Annotated in this window: 11 protein-coding genes and 9 tRNA genes; 4 read left to right on the top strand and 16 right to left on the bottom strand. The window is 43.9% G+C overall.

What is annotated here, in order from left to right; translation table 11 throughout:
* Positions 1-228 precede the first annotated feature (228 nt).
* The gene (locus EAI83_RS16125) at positions 229-555 is read left to right on the top strand and encodes a hypothetical protein (RefSeq protein WP_129976138.1); all 327 of its coding nucleotides are present in this window, start codon (positions 229-231) and stop codon (positions 553-555) included.
* Positions 552-1370 (top strand): ATP-binding protein, encoded by an 819-nt coding sequence (locus EAI83_RS16120; RefSeq protein ID WP_110103158.1) that lies wholly within the window; start codon positions 552-554, stop codon positions 1368-1370. The genes EAI83_RS16125 and EAI83_RS16120 overlap by 4 nt, the downstream gene beginning before the upstream one ends.
* 96 nt (positions 1371-1466) lie before the next feature.
* Here EAI83_RS16120 and EAI83_RS16115 read toward each other — a convergent pair whose 3' ends face one another.
* The 6 genes from EAI83_RS16115 to EAI83_RS16090 form a co-directional block, all read right to left on the bottom strand.
* Positions 1467-1709, bottom strand: a complete 243-nt coding sequence (locus EAI83_RS16115) for a GIY-YIG nuclease family protein (protein WP_118626573.1) — start codon at positions 1707-1709, stop codon at positions 1467-1469.
* 429 nt (positions 1710-2138) lie between these two features.
* On the bottom strand, positions 2139-3566 hold the full coding sequence (locus EAI83_RS16110; RefSeq protein WP_129976136.1) for a glycoside hydrolase family 32 protein: 1428 nt from the start codon (positions 3564-3566) through the stop codon (positions 2139-2141).
* A 1-nt stretch (position 3567) separates the two neighbouring features.
* The gene (locus EAI83_RS16105) at positions 3568-5487 is read right to left on the bottom strand and encodes a PTS beta-glucoside transporter subunit IIBCA (RefSeq protein ID WP_129976134.1); all 1920 of its coding nucleotides are present in this window, start codon (positions 5485-5487) and stop codon (positions 3568-3570) included.
* A 542-nt stretch (positions 5488-6029) separates the two neighbouring features.
* A complete protein-coding gene (locus tag EAI83_RS16100) occupies positions 6030-7010 on the bottom strand; it encodes a LacI family DNA-binding transcriptional regulator (protein WP_021652887.1) in 981 nt (326 codons plus the stop codon).
* A gap of 255 nt (positions 7011-7265) precedes the next feature.
* Positions 7266-8234, bottom strand: coding sequence for a M23 family metallopeptidase (locus EAI83_RS16095; RefSeq protein WP_084449199.1), 969 nt, complete (start codon positions 8232-8234; stop codon positions 7266-7268).
* 165 nt (positions 8235-8399) lie between these two features.
* Complete coding sequence (locus EAI83_RS16090; protein WP_193758457.1) at positions 8400-9221, bottom strand: SpoIID/LytB domain-containing protein; 822 nt, start codon at positions 9219-9221, stop codon at positions 8400-8402.
* A 294-nt stretch (positions 9222-9515) separates the two neighbouring features.
* On the opposite strand from EAI83_RS16090, the gene EAI83_RS16085 reads away from it, so the two are divergent.
* The gene (locus tag EAI83_RS16085; protein ID WP_330383073.1) at positions 9516-10661 is read left to right on the top strand and encodes a metallophosphoesterase; all 1146 of its coding nucleotides are present in this window, start codon (positions 9516-9518) and stop codon (positions 10659-10661) included.
* Here EAI83_RS16085 and EAI83_RS16080 read toward each other — a convergent pair.
* Positions 10625-14638, bottom strand: a complete 4014-nt coding sequence (locus EAI83_RS16080) for a carboxypeptidase regulatory-like domain-containing protein (RefSeq protein ID WP_022426143.1) — start codon at positions 14636-14638, stop codon at positions 10625-10627. The two genes, EAI83_RS16085 and EAI83_RS16080, sit on opposite strands and share 37 nt — an antisense overlap.
* Positions 14639-14767: 129 nt before the next feature.
* Between EAI83_RS16080 and EAI83_RS16075 the strand changes: the two genes are divergently transcribed.
* Positions 14768-15187 carry a DUF3592 domain-containing protein gene (locus EAI83_RS16075; protein ID WP_022426144.1) on the top strand — a complete coding sequence of 140 codons (420 nt, stop codon included), beginning with the start codon at positions 14768-14770 and terminating at the stop codon, positions 15185-15187.
* Between the two features lie 318 nt (positions 15188-15505).
* Here EAI83_RS16075 and EAI83_RS16070 read toward each other — a convergent pair.
* The 9 genes from EAI83_RS16070 to EAI83_RS16030 form a co-directional block, all read right to left on the bottom strand.
* A tRNA-Lys gene (locus EAI83_RS16070) sits at positions 15506-15578 on the bottom strand.
* Positions 15579-15642: 64 nt separating this feature from the next.
* Positions 15643-15715 (bottom strand) — tRNA-Phe (locus tag EAI83_RS16065).
* Positions 15716-15720: 5 nt separating this feature from the next.
* Positions 15721-15794 (bottom strand) — tRNA-Met (locus EAI83_RS16060).
* A 15-nt stretch (positions 15795-15809) separates the two neighbouring features.
* Positions 15810-15882: transfer RNA gene (locus tag EAI83_RS16055), tRNA-Thr, on the bottom strand.
* Positions 15883-15889: 7 nt separating this feature from the next.
* Positions 15890-15971 (bottom strand) — tRNA-Tyr (locus EAI83_RS16050).
* 8 nt (positions 15972-15979) lie between these two features.
* Positions 15980-16052, bottom strand: a tRNA-Val gene (locus EAI83_RS16045).
* A 7-nt stretch (positions 16053-16059) separates the two neighbouring features.
* Positions 16060-16133, bottom strand: a tRNA-Met gene (locus tag EAI83_RS16040).
* 16 nt (positions 16134-16149) lie between these two features.
* Positions 16150-16222, bottom strand: a tRNA-Val gene (locus tag EAI83_RS16035).
* A 29-nt stretch (positions 16223-16251) separates the two neighbouring features.
* A tRNA-Asp gene (locus tag EAI83_RS16030) sits at positions 16252-16325 on the bottom strand.
* Between the last annotated feature and the right edge of the window lie 135 nt (positions 16326-16460).

Below are 16460 nucleotides of genomic sequence, written 5' to 3'. Positions count from 1 at the left end.
GCAGACCGAAGATCTGACCCCAGAATGCATCTTTCATGGTCTAACTCCATTATATTTATCATCCTTTTTCTTATATCGACGGATATGTATTTATGAACTAATTGTTCTTTTCAGTATACTACATCAGGGAAGAGAGAACAAGTGTTTCTTTTATACTATAGAGATTTTTTTGAGCAGATATGCTCAGATGTGCAATTCATCTCACCACCTGAAGAGGTGGGAGAATTCTTGCTACATTTGTTAAAATGGCTGATCGTATTGTACTGGTTTCTCAATCTTCTCTGCTGTCTGATCATAGCCAGGGCTTTTCACAACATTTCTCTCAGAGAAAAAAGACACGAACTGTTGGTTCAGCAGATGAGTTTTCTTCAGAAACAGCTAGAATATACAACCGAAATGGAACAAGAATATCAATCTGTGCGAAAATGGAATCACGATATGGAAAACCATCTCTTTTCACTGAATTATCTGATCCGCACCCAAAAATATCTTGAGGCAGATGTATATCTAGAAACAATTCTTTCAGAACTTCCGCCGGAAAAGAGGACTTTATGAAACGAGGCTTTACTATTCTTTTTATAGAACTTTTCTGTGTTCAGGCATCTCTTTTCCTGGGAGCTCTGCTACAGGAATATGCTCTGTTTTGCCAGATAATGCTTCTCTTTTTTCTGGCCCTCACTTACCGCAGGATCTACCTTCTTGCCAGACGATCGCTCAAAAATGCTCAGGAAGAGGCAAAATTTCAGGCTCTTCAGAAGCAGGAACAGTTACAGAAAGAACAGGAGCAGCTGTTTGTTTACAGAAAGCAGGAGACTCTAGAATTCCAGCAGTCTACCATCCGGAAACTTGAGACACTTCAGAATTACCTGAAAACGAACGAATATGATAAGATCCAGGACTACCTGCCTGCCATAACCGATGATTTTCAGAGAGAACGTTTCCATCCCATCTGTCAGGACAGCCTGATCAACGCCATCCTTGCGGACAAAAGATTTCTTGCCATGCAGAAAAATATCAAAGTTACCTACGAGGTTCTTCTTCCGGAGAAATCCAATATTCCCTCTTCGGAACTGAGCAGTATATTTTTCAACCTGCTGGATAATGGAATAGAAAGCTGCAACGCTTCCGGTTCTGAAGCACCGTTTATCTCTGTAACATCAAAAATGTCCGCCGGTTTTCTTACTGTCCACATGAAAAACAGCAAAGATCCGGCACAACCATTCAACCACAAAACATCAAAAAAAGATATCCCCAACCATGGATTCGGTCTGTCCATAATTGAAGATATCTGTGCAAAAAATGATGGTAGCTGTCAGTGGATCGACAATGGAGATACCTTTGATTCAGTTGTTATGCTGAGATACCAATAAGATTCAGCAGAACATACATATCCTTATCTTTCAGTTCCGCTGCATAATGCTCCACACATTTGAAGCCTTTTGAAATATCAAAATGTTTATCAAAATTCAAAACCTCATCAACTCCAGCTTCTTCTCCCTGGTCAGCTGCTTAATCCGGTACTCCCGGCTCATGGCCTCCTCCTTTGTGGCAAAGCCTTCGTAATACACCAGCTTCACCGGCCTTTTGGCCCGGGTATATTTGGCGCCTGCTTTGCCTTCATTATGGGCTTTCATCCGCCTGGCAAGGCAGTTTGTCCAGCCGGTGTAGAGCGTGCCGTCTGCACACTGCACGATGTATGTATAGTTCATAGCAGTCTCCTCTTCTGTAAAAAATTTATGCAATACAATGCCAAATGCCAGTACATCTTCAGTAACATCAACCCTGATATTTGCCTTCCTGTAAAACAAATATCTGAACACTTTTCTGGACAGTGTGATCTGTCTTCCGTGATATTTCCTCTCCTGTAAAACAAACATCCAGTCGGCCGCATTCTTTCTATGTAAAGACAGCCACCAACATTTCTTCAGCAGCCATCCTTCTATACTCAAGCAGCCGGCACAATTCATGTATTTCACTTATAACAAAGATAAAGCAGGTCGGGATTCCGGCTGCGGATTTTCCCACCTGCTTTATTATACGGTCATTTCTTATTTCTGTGAATATGGAATTCACTGCATAGCTGCTCTATAGGTATTCGTATTCTGATCTTGCTGTATTTCACGATCAATAAGCCCAGCCTACTCCATCACATAATTCTTCAGCACATAAATCTTCCCATCACACTCCACAGCCTCCACCTTCACAGCCTGCTCCTGCGTTTCCGGATAATATCTGGTGGCAAAAACAACCTCTCCGCCATTCACATAGATTTCCACAGCTGTAGTATCCGCAAGAACTCTGATGCTTTCGATCACACCGGACGGAACATGCGCCTTACGTACTTTACGTCCGGCACCGGCCTTCTCGGAGAGAGTTAAGATCATATCTCCGTCCTGATATTCCAGGAAGAGATTTTCTCCAAGGCTCACTTTACCCTGCTCACCTTTTACCTGAACATCCAGATCAAACGGTCCATTCACCGGAATCTCCGCACTGGAACCGCTGACAGAAACGCCAGTCTTTCTCAGCTCGTTCAGTTCTTCCACCGGATACTGATAAAGCATTCCGTTTTTATACGTAACTTCCCTTGGAACAGTCAGGCAATGCTGCCAGCCTTCGCTCTCTGCTGTAGGATTCACATACTCCTCATCTGCATCCGGCATTCCCATCCAGCCGATCAGGATCCGTCTGCCCTTTCCATCCTGGAATGTCTGGGGTGCATAGAAATCAAAGCCGTGGTCCCATTCCCGGAAAGCTTTTTCCTCCGGCTTTCCATCCTTCAGGATAAAGTATCCGGACTGATAGATGTTCTGAAAACGGAACTCTTCTCTGGTCAGTCCCTGGGGAGATACAGAAAGCACCTCCTGTCCCTCAAGAGTGAAAAAATCCGGGCACTCCCACATGTATCCGAATGCCTTTTCTGTAGTAAGCTCACTGTCAAATTTCCAGTTCTTCAGATCTTCGGATCTGTAAAAAAGTACGGCGCCCTGGTCGCTTTTCTGACGGCCGCCAAGGATCATCCGGTACTCTTCCCCCTCCTTCCAGACCTTCGGGTCACGGATGTGGCAGGTGTAATTCTCCGGATAATCCTCGCAGGAAACTGCAACCTCCTTTGTTCCGAAATGAAGGCCGTCCGCACTCTCCACATGAAGAGTGCTGGACTGCCTTCCGTTATTGATATAATCATAATCTCCATCCATCTTGATGTTTCCTGTGTAGAAAAGATGAAGCTTATCTTTCTCCGCAATGGCAGAGCCTGAGTAAACACCATGACAGTCATAAATGCTGTCCGGCAGAAGCGGAACCCCTTCATATCTCCAGCTGATCATATCTTCACTGGAGTAATGCCCCCAGAATTTCAGTCCACCGTTGGCCTCAAACGGAGAATACTGGAAAAACACATGATATCTTCCCTTGTACCAGCATAATCCGTTCGGGTCATTGAGCCATCCCACAGGCGGCATCAGATGATGGGTCAGACGGTTTGTCTGCATCGTCCTGGCAACTGCTGCCGTTTCCTCGATTTTTCGCACTTCCTCTGCAAGTACCTTGGTCAGAGAACTCATTTTATTTTACCTCCAGTACTTCAGAACCATTATTTACTGTTCCTTCTGCAAGCATTTTTACTTCTTCATAATCATCGGTATTGGTTACGATCAGCGGTGTGGTCACATCATAGCCGGCTGCCTTAATAGCATCCATATCAAAGGTGATCAGTGTCTGGCCTTTTTTGACCACGTCACCGTCCTTTACATGAGCTGTGTAGAATTTACCGCCAAGCTCAACGGTGTCAACGCCGATATGGATCAGCAGCTCCAGACCACTTTCTGTCGCAAGCCCGATGGCATGCTTTGTGTCAAAAATTGTAGAAACCGTAGCATCACAGGGTGCTTTTACTTCACCTTTGGACGGAATCACTGCCATGCCCTTTCCAAGGACTTCGGATGCAAAGGTTGCATCCTTTACTTCTGAAAGCGGGATCGCAGTTCCCTCAAGCGGGCTGTAGAGGGTCTGTGCACCTGTCTCTGAAGTTTTCTCCTGGGCAATTTCTGCCGGAGCATCTGATTTTTTCTCTGCTTCAATATTTTTTTCAGCTGTTTCCTGTACCTCATCCTTATATCCGAACATCCAGGTAAGCACAAAAGCCACACCAAATGCGATGGCAAACATCAGGATATAACCAACTGGATTATTCAGGCACAGCAGGATTCCGAAGATACCGGTAACGCCTGTTCCTGTAGCACCAAGACTGGTGATGGAGGCAAAAAGTGCTCCGCATGCACCACCCAGGCAGCCCATGATAAACGGCTTTCCAAAGCGAAGATTTACACCGAAGATTGCCGGCTCTGTGATTCCCATGCATGCGCTTAAGGCAGAAGGAACAGCCATGGATTTGATCTTCTGATTTCTGGATTTCAGGCCTACAGCAAGAGCTGCACCACCCTGTGCAATGTTAGCTGCAGATGCAAGTGGCAGCCAGTAGGTAACGCCGAATTTGGCCAGCTGTCCAAGGTCAATGATAGTGTACATGTGATGAACACCGGCAACAACAGTCGGTGCATAAAAGGCACCCATGATAAAGCTTCCGATTCCAAATGGCAGTGCGATCAGCCACTGGATCCCATCCAGAAGTCCGTTCTCAACAGCTACGAAGATCGGTCCGATAATGGAAAGTGTAAGATAACCGGTTACAAAAACACTGACAAGTGGTGTTACAAAAAGATCGAACATTGCAGGTACGATCTTATGAAGTCTTTTCTCGATCTGTGCCAGTACCCATACTGCAATGATAACCGGGATCACATGTCCCTGATATCCCACCATGTCAATGGAGTAAAGTCCAAACCATACCTTCTGCGTTGCCTGCACACCCTCTGTTGCAACAGTCCAGGCATTCTGCAGATTTGGATGGATCATGATCATACCGATAACCGCACCCAGATAAGGGTTGGCACCGAATACCTTCGCACCACTGTAAGCGATAAGGATCGGCAGAAATGTATACGCTGTGTTACTGAAAAGCTGTGCAAATACATAAATGGAACCATTGGTGTTAATATTCAGGAAGCCGTTGTTTACCATGAAGTTCAGGGCTTCCATGATTCCCATCAAAAATCCGCTGGCTACGATAGCTGGGATGATCGGGACAAAAATATCTCCCAGTGTCTTGATCAGTCTCTGTATCGGATTAGCCTTGGATGCTGCCACCTTCTTAAGCTCATCCTTACTACTCTCTGATATTCCGGCGATCTGGATAAATTCATCATAAACCTTGTTTACAACTCCTGTTCCCAGGATGATCTGCATCTGTCCCTGTGCGAAAAACACGCCCTTCACACCGTCGATGTTCTCTACATATTCCTTATCCGCCTTGTCATTATCCGCAATGACCAGACGAAGCCTTGTTGCACAGTGCGCCGCGGAAATGATGTTTTCTTTCTTTCCTACATGATCATAGATTTCCTGTGCTGTCTTTCTGTAATCCATGTCCTTCCTCCTTTTCTGCTACTGTTCCCGGACAGTCATCTCTTTCTGCTTTCCCTTTCTTCGGATCAGATCTGTCTGTTCTTTCTTCAGCTTCCCGGGATTTATTATCTCTGATCCATTGTTTTTCATTTATTTATGAGATTGATTTCATATATCTATTCATACAAGGAACGGTAATCTTTCCATTTTTTTAAGTTTTTTGATGATTTTAGCACTTTTCAATGGTTTGTTTTATGTTGTTGCTTGTGTTCTTATGTGGAATCGTTCTCATATCTTACTTGTATTATAACTACTGCATTATTATTTGTAAATCCGCAACATCGCACAAATTTCTTCGGTCAAAATTGTACATATTCCATAAGAACAGATGCAAGACAGACAAACCAGTCAGGACATCGCAGAAAAAATCTGGCATTTTTCTGTGTTTGCTCAGCCATAACACAGCACCACACAAAAAGAAGCAGGTCTTTTTCTCCCAAAAGATCTGCTCCTGTTCCACAATAGCTTATAATTTCTTCCTCTGTCTGCGAGGATATTCTCTGTTACCTGTGAGATTCCCGTTCCACAAGCTCACATCCCATTTTTATTTCCTTGCTGATCCCGGTATCGTTCTCAATAAGATCAGCCAGCATGGCTGCTGCCTCCATTCCGCTGGTCTTATAATAAAAATGTACCGTTGTCAGCTTCGGTTCCACGATCTTACCCGGAACTCCATCCCCAATCCCTGCGATCTGAACATCCTCGGGAATGCGAAGCCCGATCTCCTTCAAATAAGTCATGGCTCCCACCGCCATAGTATCCGTAGCACACACAAGAGAATCTATGGAAGGCTCCTCCTCAAAAAGCTCCTTCGCCATCTCATACCCGGAATCCATGGTAAAGCTTCCGATCTTCATCCTCTCCGGCACGACCTCCAGCTTAGCTTTATGGATAGCATCCATAAAACCCTTTTTCCTGCAGGCACCAACTGCCTCGTCCTTATCTGTAACGCCGATATAGGCAAACTTTTTCCCCTTCTCCGCCAGCTTCTCCGTGACCTGAAAAGCTGCTTTATGATCATCCTGATAAATACATGGATATCCGTCCAGATGCTGTCCCAGGATCACGATCGGTACCTTATAATCCTTCAGCATCTGTTTATGCTTTCTGGTAAACATGGTAGCAATAAAAACCACTCCGTCCACCTGACGTTCTTTAAACAGAGAAAGGTATTTCAGCTCTTCTTCCACATCATTATTGGTATTGGCCAGAATAAGCTGATATCCTCTCCGTGTAAGAATATCACTGATCCCTGTCACCTCACGGCTTATGGTATCTGAATTGATCTTTGGAAGGATGACACCGATGAGACTGGTTTTTTTTGTCCGCAGTGTCTGTGCCTGGGAGGATGGCTGATATCCTGTCTCCTGGATCACCCTGCGGATGACTTCCTTTTTTTCACTGCTGACATATCCATTATTCAGATATCTGGATACCGTAGCTCTGGAAACTCCGGCAAGCCTGGCTATTTCATTAATGTTCATAACTTATGTACCTCTTCTTTTGTCCTGTTATATCTGTCCTTGTATGCATATTTATAATATAGATTATACACGGTTTCTTTCCGGTAAAAAAGATTCTTTTCCTATGTAAATGGAAATTTTTATTACTGTTCACTCCGTTCTCACTAATACGCTTCACAACGCAGAGGATACGGGATGCATATACCTCCCATCCCGTATCCTCCATACTCTGTTTCCAAAAATCTCCCCGGCATATCTGTTTTTCGGTTTTCCCTGTCATTCCAGATATTCAAACGGATCTACCGGCACGCCATCCTTTTTCATTGCAAAATAAAGATTCGGGCCTTCTACAGAATAATATTTGGTAGGTGCACTGATATTTCCGATCACTTCACCCTCCTTTACTGTGTCACCTTCTGCCACAGTAAGGTCCTTCAGCTGCCCATATACTGCCTGATAACCATTTCCCAGCTCCATAGTCACAGTCGTTCCCGTGCAGGCATCCTGTACAACAGAAAGCACCTGACCATCAGCCGCCGCATACACCGGCGCATCCTCCACTGCCTGCAAAGCAATGGCAGAGCTCACACGATACTGATCCAAAGTCGGATAATATACGGTTTCATCCATATTGTAATCCACAAGAACCGTTCCTCTGACCGGCCATTCCATAATAGAATCCTCCGTAAAATCCAAAGCCTGTGCCGCAATTCCGACAGCTGAGGTCTCTGCGGTATCTGTGGAAGCTCCAGCTCCGTTATTCACCGCTCCCTCTGCCGATGTATTTCCGGCATTATCTGCTGTATTTCCAGTGCCATCTGTGCGGCTTCTGTCTGCACCTGCCGCCGCAGACACGCTCCTATCATCCGTACCACTTCCATTATCTGCATCTGCCGCTGCATTTTCGGCTGTACCACTTCCTGCAGTCTCACGGATGCTTCCTGTCACTCCATCTGCTCCGGCTTCTGAAGCTCCTGACAGACCTGCTTCATCTCCGGTTTCTCCATCAGAGATCTCATCCTGTGCTACATCCTGCCAGCCATCTCCGGCAGCTGCCGCATCCTCTGCGTTTTCCCCGTCCGAAAGCTCCTCTTCCAGCCCGGTCTCTTCTACCTGTACAGAATTTTCCTCCTGGGGATTTTCTGCGATGGGCTTTGTTCCAAGCTGATAAACAGTAATCCCAAGTGCCGCCACTGCTGCCAGAACACCTCCGTTGATAATACCTCTCACAATTTTACTTTTCATATTCTTTCCACCTCTGTCTGATATGTTCATTTTCAGTAACAGAAAAAGCAGTAAAGCTGCCGTTTCGGTCACCATTTCTATATCTATAGAGTGTCCAGAATATGGCTGTCTATTCATTTTTTGAATATTTTTTTATCAGACGTTGCTTCGGATGCCTGACTTTCTTTAATCCTCAGCTTTCAGCTCCATCTCCGGAAAATATTTTTCCAGGATCTCCTCCGCACTGCTTCCGTTTTTTGCCATCTCATTTCCACCAAACTGGGAAAATCCCACACCATGACCGCTGCCACGCACTCGCAGATAATAAATATCATCCTTTTTCTTCAAACTGAAATTCGCGGATTCCAGTCCCATTCCCGCTGCAAAGCTTTCTCCCTCCAGAAGTGTTTCCCCAATCGTAAGCTCTGTCACATAACCGGCACTGTCCCGTTTTTTGATCTTCAGCTCCCCGGAAAGCTGCCCCGCAGGAATTTCCACGATTTTTTTATGATCCGGAGATTTTTTGTCCTCGCTGCTATCTGCCGATTTCAGATATGTATACGCCTCATCATGAAAAACTTCTTCCCCGCTGCGGGTTTTCCCTGCGCTTCTCTTATGCCAGGGAGTCAGCCTCACTTTTCCTTCATATGTAAGTACCTGTCCATCCGTCTCTTTTGCTGCCTGCTCATAGATCTGCCTTTTTTCTGCAAAAAAATATCTCCAGACTTCCTCTGTACTTCCGTTTTTCCTCAGGATCTCTGCCAGATTTTTCCCCTCGCCCAGCCACCTTTGAATATTCGACCGTGCGATCACAGTCTGCGCCTTTATGGTTTCTTTTTTCATATCCGGGGAAATCTGCGAAAAAACAATGACCGGGAGATATTCTTCCATATCCGGCACCCTCTCTGCCAGGACCCTCTCCGGTCCATTAATGGTTGCCGCCGAAAAATAAGGAAGAACAATTGCTAAAAACACCAGACAATATCGAAGAAGCGCATATTTTTTCATAAAAAGCACCATAAGCGTTCTTTTTCCTAATATATGTTCTTTTGCCAAAAATTATTATTTGCTGTATACTATAGCAGTTCTATGAATCAATGCATCAAAAAAAGTTATTCCGAACATGCTGCAGTAATTTATGGAAATGCTATGTATCAATCCAAAAAGTATCTGCAGCGATCAGTCCTGCTCACCGCTTATTGCTTGCCACGAATGGAGGTATCACACACCATGCTTGCCATCTTTCTCGCACCATTATATATTCTCATTAATATTTATATCGTCCGTTGGATGATTTTGTGGATGGGTGCCTGCACTCATTTTTTCCAGACCTTTGCGTTCCGGGCATGCTTTGCAGGTGTTTATATTTTTCTGTCCACTTCTCTTCTGACCTGTTTTCTCATCCGGAAGCCCCCTGCGCTCCATCGCTTCCTGAAAAATACGGCAAATTATTTTCAGGGAACATTTCTTTACATCCTGATCGTAATCGTAACTACAGATCTCTGCAGACTGATCCTGAAGCATACGCTTCATCCGGCCTGGATGTATTCCCGGAAAGCCTTCGTAGTCACAGGCGCTGTCTGCACCCTTCTGATCATTGGTGTCAGTCTCTATGGGATTTTTAATCAGTGGAATATTAAGACAAAAACTTATGATGTGAAAATAGACAAGCAGGTGAAGGGAATGGACTCCCTGAAGATCGTCCTGCTCGCAGACATTCATTTCGGTTACAGTATCGGAGAAAAACATGCCGGGCTTCTTGTAAAAAAGATCAACGCCGAAGATCCGGATCTGATCTGTATTGCCGGCGATATTTTTGATAACGAATATGAAGGGATCAAAAACCCGAAAAAAACAGCGGCCATTCTCCGTTCGCTGAAATCCAGATACGGCGTTTATGCCTGTTGGGGCAACCATGATCTCAGCGAACCGATTCTGGCCGGTTTTACCTTCCGCAATGCAAAAAAAGATTATGATGATCCCAGAATGCGGAATTTTCTGGAATCTGCCAACATCCGGCTTCTCGATGACGAAACCGTCCTCATAGATAAACGGTTTTATCTGACAGGCCGTAAGGATCCTTCACGCTGCCGAAAAATGTCCGACACCCGTAAGGATCCTGACCAGCTTACAGCCTACCTTGACAAAACACTCCCGATTATTTTTATGGATCATCAGCCCGGTCAGCTGGATGAAGTGGCAGCCGCAGGCGCAGACCTTGATCTCTGCGGCCATACTCATGACGGCCAGCTGTTCCCTCTGAACATCATCACCGGCCTGGTCTGGGAAAATTCCTGCGGCTACCTGAAAAAGGGGACTATGCACAACATCGTTACCTCCGGTGCCGGCATATGGGGCCCGAATATGCGTACTGCCACAAACAGCGAGATCTGTTCGATCACAGTACATTTTTATCCTGCCAGACCTAACTCCTCTGATCCCTCATAAATATCTTCCACCGGCAGCTCCTCCGCACTCTCACTATCCTCTTCTGTTATTTCTGTTCCGTCATTTTCTTCTTCCGTTTCAGAGTCCTTCGGAAACTCAATTACTTCAGCCGTATCACCACTTTCTGATATCTCCGGCTCTTCACTGGAATCATCAAATATCTCTTCCTCAGTATTATCGTCCGTCTTTCCTTCTTCAGAACTCATATTGAGTTCCTCGCTGCTCTCTTCTTCAGCTTTCTTTTCACTGTTTCGGATGATCTCAAGGGCTTCTGTTTCTGAAATAATGCCTGAATTATCTTCCATTGCATTTGCTTCCGGCACTTCATAATCATATACAAAGGTATTGACTGGCATAAGCTTGTTTGACTGCACATCATAGTCAAATACATGCCACAGGTATCCTTCCCTGTTAACCGGTACATTTGCCTGGTAGATCTGTTTTCCACCCCGGTAAACGGTTACTTTGGCTGACGAAGCAGATAATTCTGTACTCGCATCATCTTCACCGTTTGTATAATCGTATACATAAAAGCTATATTTTCTTCCGGTGAAGCCTTTGTATATGGTTGTTGTTTCCGGTCCATAGCTGCTTGTATCATCCAGATCCAGATTTGCTATTACATCTCCATCCTCTGAATATGCATTTTTATCCCTGTAGTATACATGGAAGTAGTCATCTCCGTTTTCATCAGTAGGTCCCAGCAGATGAGAATCCAGGTCTCGCGGAGTTTCTCCCCATGTAAGCACGATCTGAAGAAGTCCCTCATCTCCTGCACTGATATTGGTCGGTGACATTGTTACATCACGTTCACTGCATGCATTTGCCTGAACTACAACATTGATATGGGCAGAAACAAAATCTTCATTGCTTGCATTCAGCGTATAGTTTCCGGCTGGCACGGTCAACGTATAGGTTCCATCTGCTGATACGCCTTCTTTCACAGTCTCTCCGATCACATTATCCCAGCCCTTACGTAATTCATAAGTTACATTTTCTATATTTCCACCGGTCATGGAATGAATAAATCTTCCACTCAGCTCACCATCTCCGGCTTCTGCTCTGGATACCATCAGGAAAGATTCTGCGTATGTGATCTGGTTCGCTGATACTTCCATGGAACTGCTCTCATATTTCTGGTAACCGGTTGCTGTGACAACAATTTTGTAGGTTCCTTCATCAAGATCATTAAATGAATAAGTTCCATCTTCTTTCGTGAAAGTTTTTTCAACCTTGACTGTTCCGGAATATGCTTCCACGCTGGCATTTTTTACAGGAGCTTTGCTGTTTGAATCCAAAACGCTTCCCTCAATGCTTCCGGCTCCGACTGTACATTTATCTACCAGTGTTCCATTTTCAAAATGAACCTTCAATTTTAGTGGATTATCGTCATCATCAGACAGAAAATCCTTGGACAACGTATAATGCCATACCGTTTTCAGGAACTTTCCGACCACCGTATCCGGATTCAACTCACCCGCTGCGTAAATATAGGTTCTTACATCAGAACAAAGCACATTTCCGGCATCACGAACTGTATAGGATACGCTTGCCTTTGCCGCAGGTCCTACCTTAATATCAATTCCTGCCAGATCCCATGTCTCCAATGCAGTCAGATTTAATCCAAACTGAAGACCGCATTTCGCAGATCCTTCTATTGTGACCGGTGTCAAAGTCTGACTGAAATCATGGATAAATCTTCCATTTCCATCTTTGAATTCATATCCGCCAGTTGCTTCAACGGAATATTTCACAACAAACTGCCCGGACACATCATAAAACAGAGAAACCACCAGATCTGCAGAAAGACCAGTTGTACCAAGCTTTATAGGAACTCGTCCCAGTTCAAGTACATCGCTGACTGTTTCCATAGTTCCACTTGCATGTTTGATCTGCTGCTCTGAATTCACGCCACTTATATAAAGTCCGCCTTCGAAATCAGCTTTTCCTGTAACTGACGCAATAAAATGCCTTACCTCTATCTTTCCCCAGCTAAATCCGGCATCCAGCTTACAGCTTACATCCGGAATCGTAACAGCAACAGAACCGGACAGCTTCACCTTATCATTAAATTTATGATTAAGATCAAATTTCAATTTACCTGGAACTGGAATACTTCCGCCGAGAGTAAGTCCTCCTGCCGGCACCTCACTTGAATTTTCCGGAATATACTCATATTGAACGCCCTCTGCAGTTACCTGCATATTTTCCGGATCTGCAATTCCTGCACCTTCAAAATCAATTGATTTGTAAACCTCTGAAATATCATCCGGTTTGCCGGCCTTAATGATCAGACGTCCCTGTCCGTCCTTTGTGATATTCTGGACTTTTAATGCAATATCTGTATCTGTTCCCATTTCCTTTGCAGAAAACAGTACAACCTTTCCGGTTTCCAGATTTTTATAAGCATTTCCATCTTTTACTGTGATCGTATAAGTTCCGTCACTGTTCTGGACAACATTGTATATATTTTTGGAAGTATCTTTGACTTCAACTACATTTGTTGCATAGGTGACCTTGCTGTCATAATTCTCATCGATTACTGAGTCCTCAGTGATCTGGTCGATAGCTTTTAAGATCTGAGCTGCATCATTTCCGTTAATTGCCTTCTCCGGTTCAAAGGTATCTCCATTCAGAGACAGCATATTCTTTTTCAGTGCAATAGCTACAACATTTTTATACCTGATCTGAGCCGCATCTGCACATGTCGGTTCTTCATCCGTAGTTTCATATCCCATAAGCATTACTGCTGTATATGCGGCAAACTCTCTTGTTGCATATTCATCAGGATAAAAATATGGAACATCCTGCTCATCGGTTTCATCGGGAATGATTCCCATAGTTTTTGCAATTTCTGCTGCGATTCCATTTTCATTTTCTCTGGTATCAGCATAATAATAATTTTTGCTGTCAAACTGCTCTTCATACTTGCAGCCAACTTTATCCAGAAGAAGTTTTACCCATTCACCTCTGGTGTATTCATGTCCGGAATCCTGCACGTATTTTTTCGTAACAAAAATCCTTGCAAAGATTTTTATTCCTTTTACTTTGGCAACGATCGATGTATTTCCCTCTCCGACTGCCTGGACAACACCTGTTTTTGTTACTGTTGCAATTTTCTGATCAGCAGATGACCAGCTTACTTTAACACCTTTTTCCTTAAAACCAAGCTGGATACTTTCCCCTTCTTCCAGAGTAGCTTTTTGATTTTTCAGTGTTGGTTTCACAACTGTTATCTTACATCGATATGTTCTCTTCTTAGAATCTTTAAAGGTTACTGTACATGTTCCTGTTCCTGTTACAGAAACCGTACCATCTTTTTTTACCTTGGCAACCTTTGTATTTGAACTTGAGGCAGTTTTGATCACATCACCCTTTATCGAAAGTTTCCTGGATGTATTCGCTGTTCCCCATACAAATTTTAAGCTCTTTGCAGACAGATAAGGATTTTTTACCGTAACCTTACAGGTATATACTTTTTTTCCTATTTTAGCTTTAACCACGGTTGTTCCGGTTTTTACTGCTGTTATTTTTCCCTTAGAGCTGACTTTAACGATTTTTTTATTGGCAGAACTCCATACCGTCTTTCCCGAAACACCGTTTACTTTTAACTGCAGACTTTTTCCCTTTACATACAATACGGCTTTTTTCACTGACATTCCCGGGCTTTTTACTGTAACCTTACAGGTTAATGTCTTTTTGGCAATTCTGGCCTTTACTGTTGCGGTTCCGGTCTTCACAGCCGTTATCTTTCCCTTTGACGAAACCTTTACAACTTTATTATTGGAAGAAGACCATTTCACGGCTTTCTTCCAGTTTACAACCTTTAACTGTGATGTTTTTCCCACGTACAAAACCTTTTTTGTACTGTTCAGTCTGGGATTTGCAGCTGCATTTGCTGGCATGCTGATTCCTAAGATCAACATCAGGATCAGCATCAGCGGCAGCAATTTTTTTGATGCACTTTTTCTCTTCATAAGCACTTTTCCCTTCTGCTGTACTATGCTATAATGTTCACCAATTATAAATTTTCGAGATCATTCGAAATCATTTATAATTAATCCCCCGTAAATTATCAGACTATCAACCAAGAAAGGAGAAAAATCATGAATGTCACCGTAAATCCAAAAGCACGCCAAATTTTACCGGTTATTCTGGGCTGCTGCGTAATCGGAACTGTTTTTTTTCTGGCAATAACTATCTGTTCCGCCATAAAATATCATGATTACGTACCTGTAGATGCTGTTATATCATCTGTCAGCCGCTCAAATAATCCTAACAAGCCTCATAGTTCCAATTATCATAACTATGTGAAGTACTCTTACACCTACAAGGAACAAAACTACACAGCTGACCGAATCGAGTTTTTACGCCTCGGCAAAGCCCCCGGAAAGCATGTTCAGATTAAATGTGATCCGCAGAATCCAAACCAGATCCAGAATATCTATTCTATGACCATCTCTATTGTCTTCCTAGTAATCCTGCTCATAACAGATTTCCTGCTCATTCTTATGATAAAGTCTTAATACTGTACAGCTATGCTCTAATTATATAACATTTTTATCTCTTGAACTTTGTCAAATTTGTCGCAAAGTGAACATTTTTTGTCGAAAATGTCCATAATATTTTTTTATCGCATTGACATACTCCTACCATTGAAATCCTACTCGATGGCTCTGCTGATTCGTTCGTCAGTACGTAATTTTCTATGATATAAAAAAGGCGGTTACGCTGAATCACAACGTAACCGTCTTCCTTTATACTATACTCGCACAGATATAAAACAAAATTCCCACCTACTGCCTTGAGCAATAAATGGGAATTTATCTGATCCACTTAAAAAGTGAGGCATCGGGGATTCGAACCCCGGACAACTTGATTAAAAGTCAAGTGCTCTACCGACTGAGCTAATACCCCATATTAAATTAATTAATACTCAGGCTTTTTCTAACCAGCCGTTCGTATGTTTTACATTAAAACATGCCCAGAGCCGGAATCGAACCAGCGACACGAGGATTTTCAGTCCTCTGCTCTACCAACTGAGCTATCTGGGCATAAGTAGCGGGGACAGGATTTGAACCTATGACCTTCGGGTTATGAGCCCGACGAGCTTCCAGACTGCTCCACCCCGCGTTATTAAATGTTAAAAGCCGATGATCGGACTCGAACCGATAACCTGCTGATTACAAATCAGCTGCTCTGCCAATTGAGCCACATCGGCATTTAAGTGGATGGAGAAGGATTCGAACCTTCGAAGGCGGTGCCAACAGATTTACAGTCTGCCCCCTTTGGCCACTCGGGAATCCATCCATAATCTATGGGACCTATAGGGCTCGAACCTATGACCCTCTGCTTGTAAGGCAGATGCTCTCCCAGCTGAGCTAAGATCCCATATAAATAGCGAGAGGGGGATTCGAACCCTCGACACCACGGGTATGAACCGTGTGCTCTAGCCAACTGAGCTATCTCGCCATATTCTTTTGTAACATGGGACCTATAGGGCTCGAACCTATGACCCTCTGCTTGTAAGGCAGATGCTCTCCCAGCTGAGCTAAGATCCCATATTTAATTCGTTACAGCTAAGCTGTAACGACCCAGAAGAGACTCGAACTCTCGACCTCCGCCGTGACAGGGCGGCGCTCTAACCAACTGAGCCACTGGGCCATTTTAAGGTTTGTACCTTAAAAACTACATACATGCTTGTTGATCGTTAATCAAACTCTTTGAATCAATTCTTAACCTGCGTTTCTTGGTCAAGCCCTCACCCGATTAGTAACAGTCAGCTCCATGTGTTACCAC

Origin of the sequence: Blautia sp. aa_0143, assembly GCF_004167315.1 — a bacterium.
In the GTDB taxonomy this organism is placed as follows: Bacteria; Bacillota; Clostridia; order Lachnospirales; family Lachnospiraceae; genus Blautia_A; species Blautia_A fusiformis.
Note: the sequence above shows the minus strand (reverse complement) of the source record. Positions and strands in the feature narration are given on the sequence as shown.

Excerpts from the sequence above, each read along its gene's own strand:
- EAI83_RS16085 (WP_330383073.1), top strand. The coding sequence starts at position 9,516 with ATGGGTGCCTGCACTCATTTTTTCCAGACCTTTGCGTTCCGGGCATGC.
- EAI83_RS16115 (WP_118626573.1), bottom strand. The coding sequence starts at position 1,709 with ATGAACTATACATACATCGTGCAGTGTGCAGACGGCACGCTCTACACC.
- EAI83_RS16120 (WP_110103158.1), top strand. The coding sequence starts at position 552 with ATGAAACGAGGCTTTACTATTCTTTTTATAGAACTTTTCTGTGTTCAG.
- EAI83_RS16075 (WP_022426144.1), top strand. The coding sequence starts at position 14,768 with ATGAATGTCACCGTAAATCCAAAAGCACGCCAAATTTTACCGGTTATT.
- EAI83_RS16105 (WP_129976134.1), bottom strand. The coding sequence starts at position 5,487 with ATGGATTACAGAAAGACAGCACAGGAAATCTATGATCATGTAGGAAAG.
- EAI83_RS16110 (WP_129976136.1), bottom strand. The coding sequence starts at position 3,566 with ATGAGTTCTCTGACCAAGGTACTTGCAGAGGAAGTGCGAAAAATCGAG.
- EAI83_RS16095 (WP_084449199.1), bottom strand. The coding sequence starts at position 8,234 with ATGAAAAGTAAAATTGTGAGAGGTATTATCAACGGAGGTGTTCTGGCA.
- EAI83_RS16080 (WP_022426143.1), bottom strand. The coding sequence starts at position 14,638 with ATGAAGAGAAAAAGTGCATCAAAAAAATTGCTGCCGCTGATGCTGATC.
- EAI83_RS16090 (WP_193758457.1), bottom strand. The coding sequence starts at position 9,221 with ATGAAAAAATATGCGCTTCTTCGATATTGTCTGGTGTTTTTAGCAATT.
- EAI83_RS16100 (WP_021652887.1), bottom strand. The coding sequence starts at position 7,010 with ATGAACATTAATGAAATAGCCAGGCTTGCCGGAGTTTCCAGAGCTACG.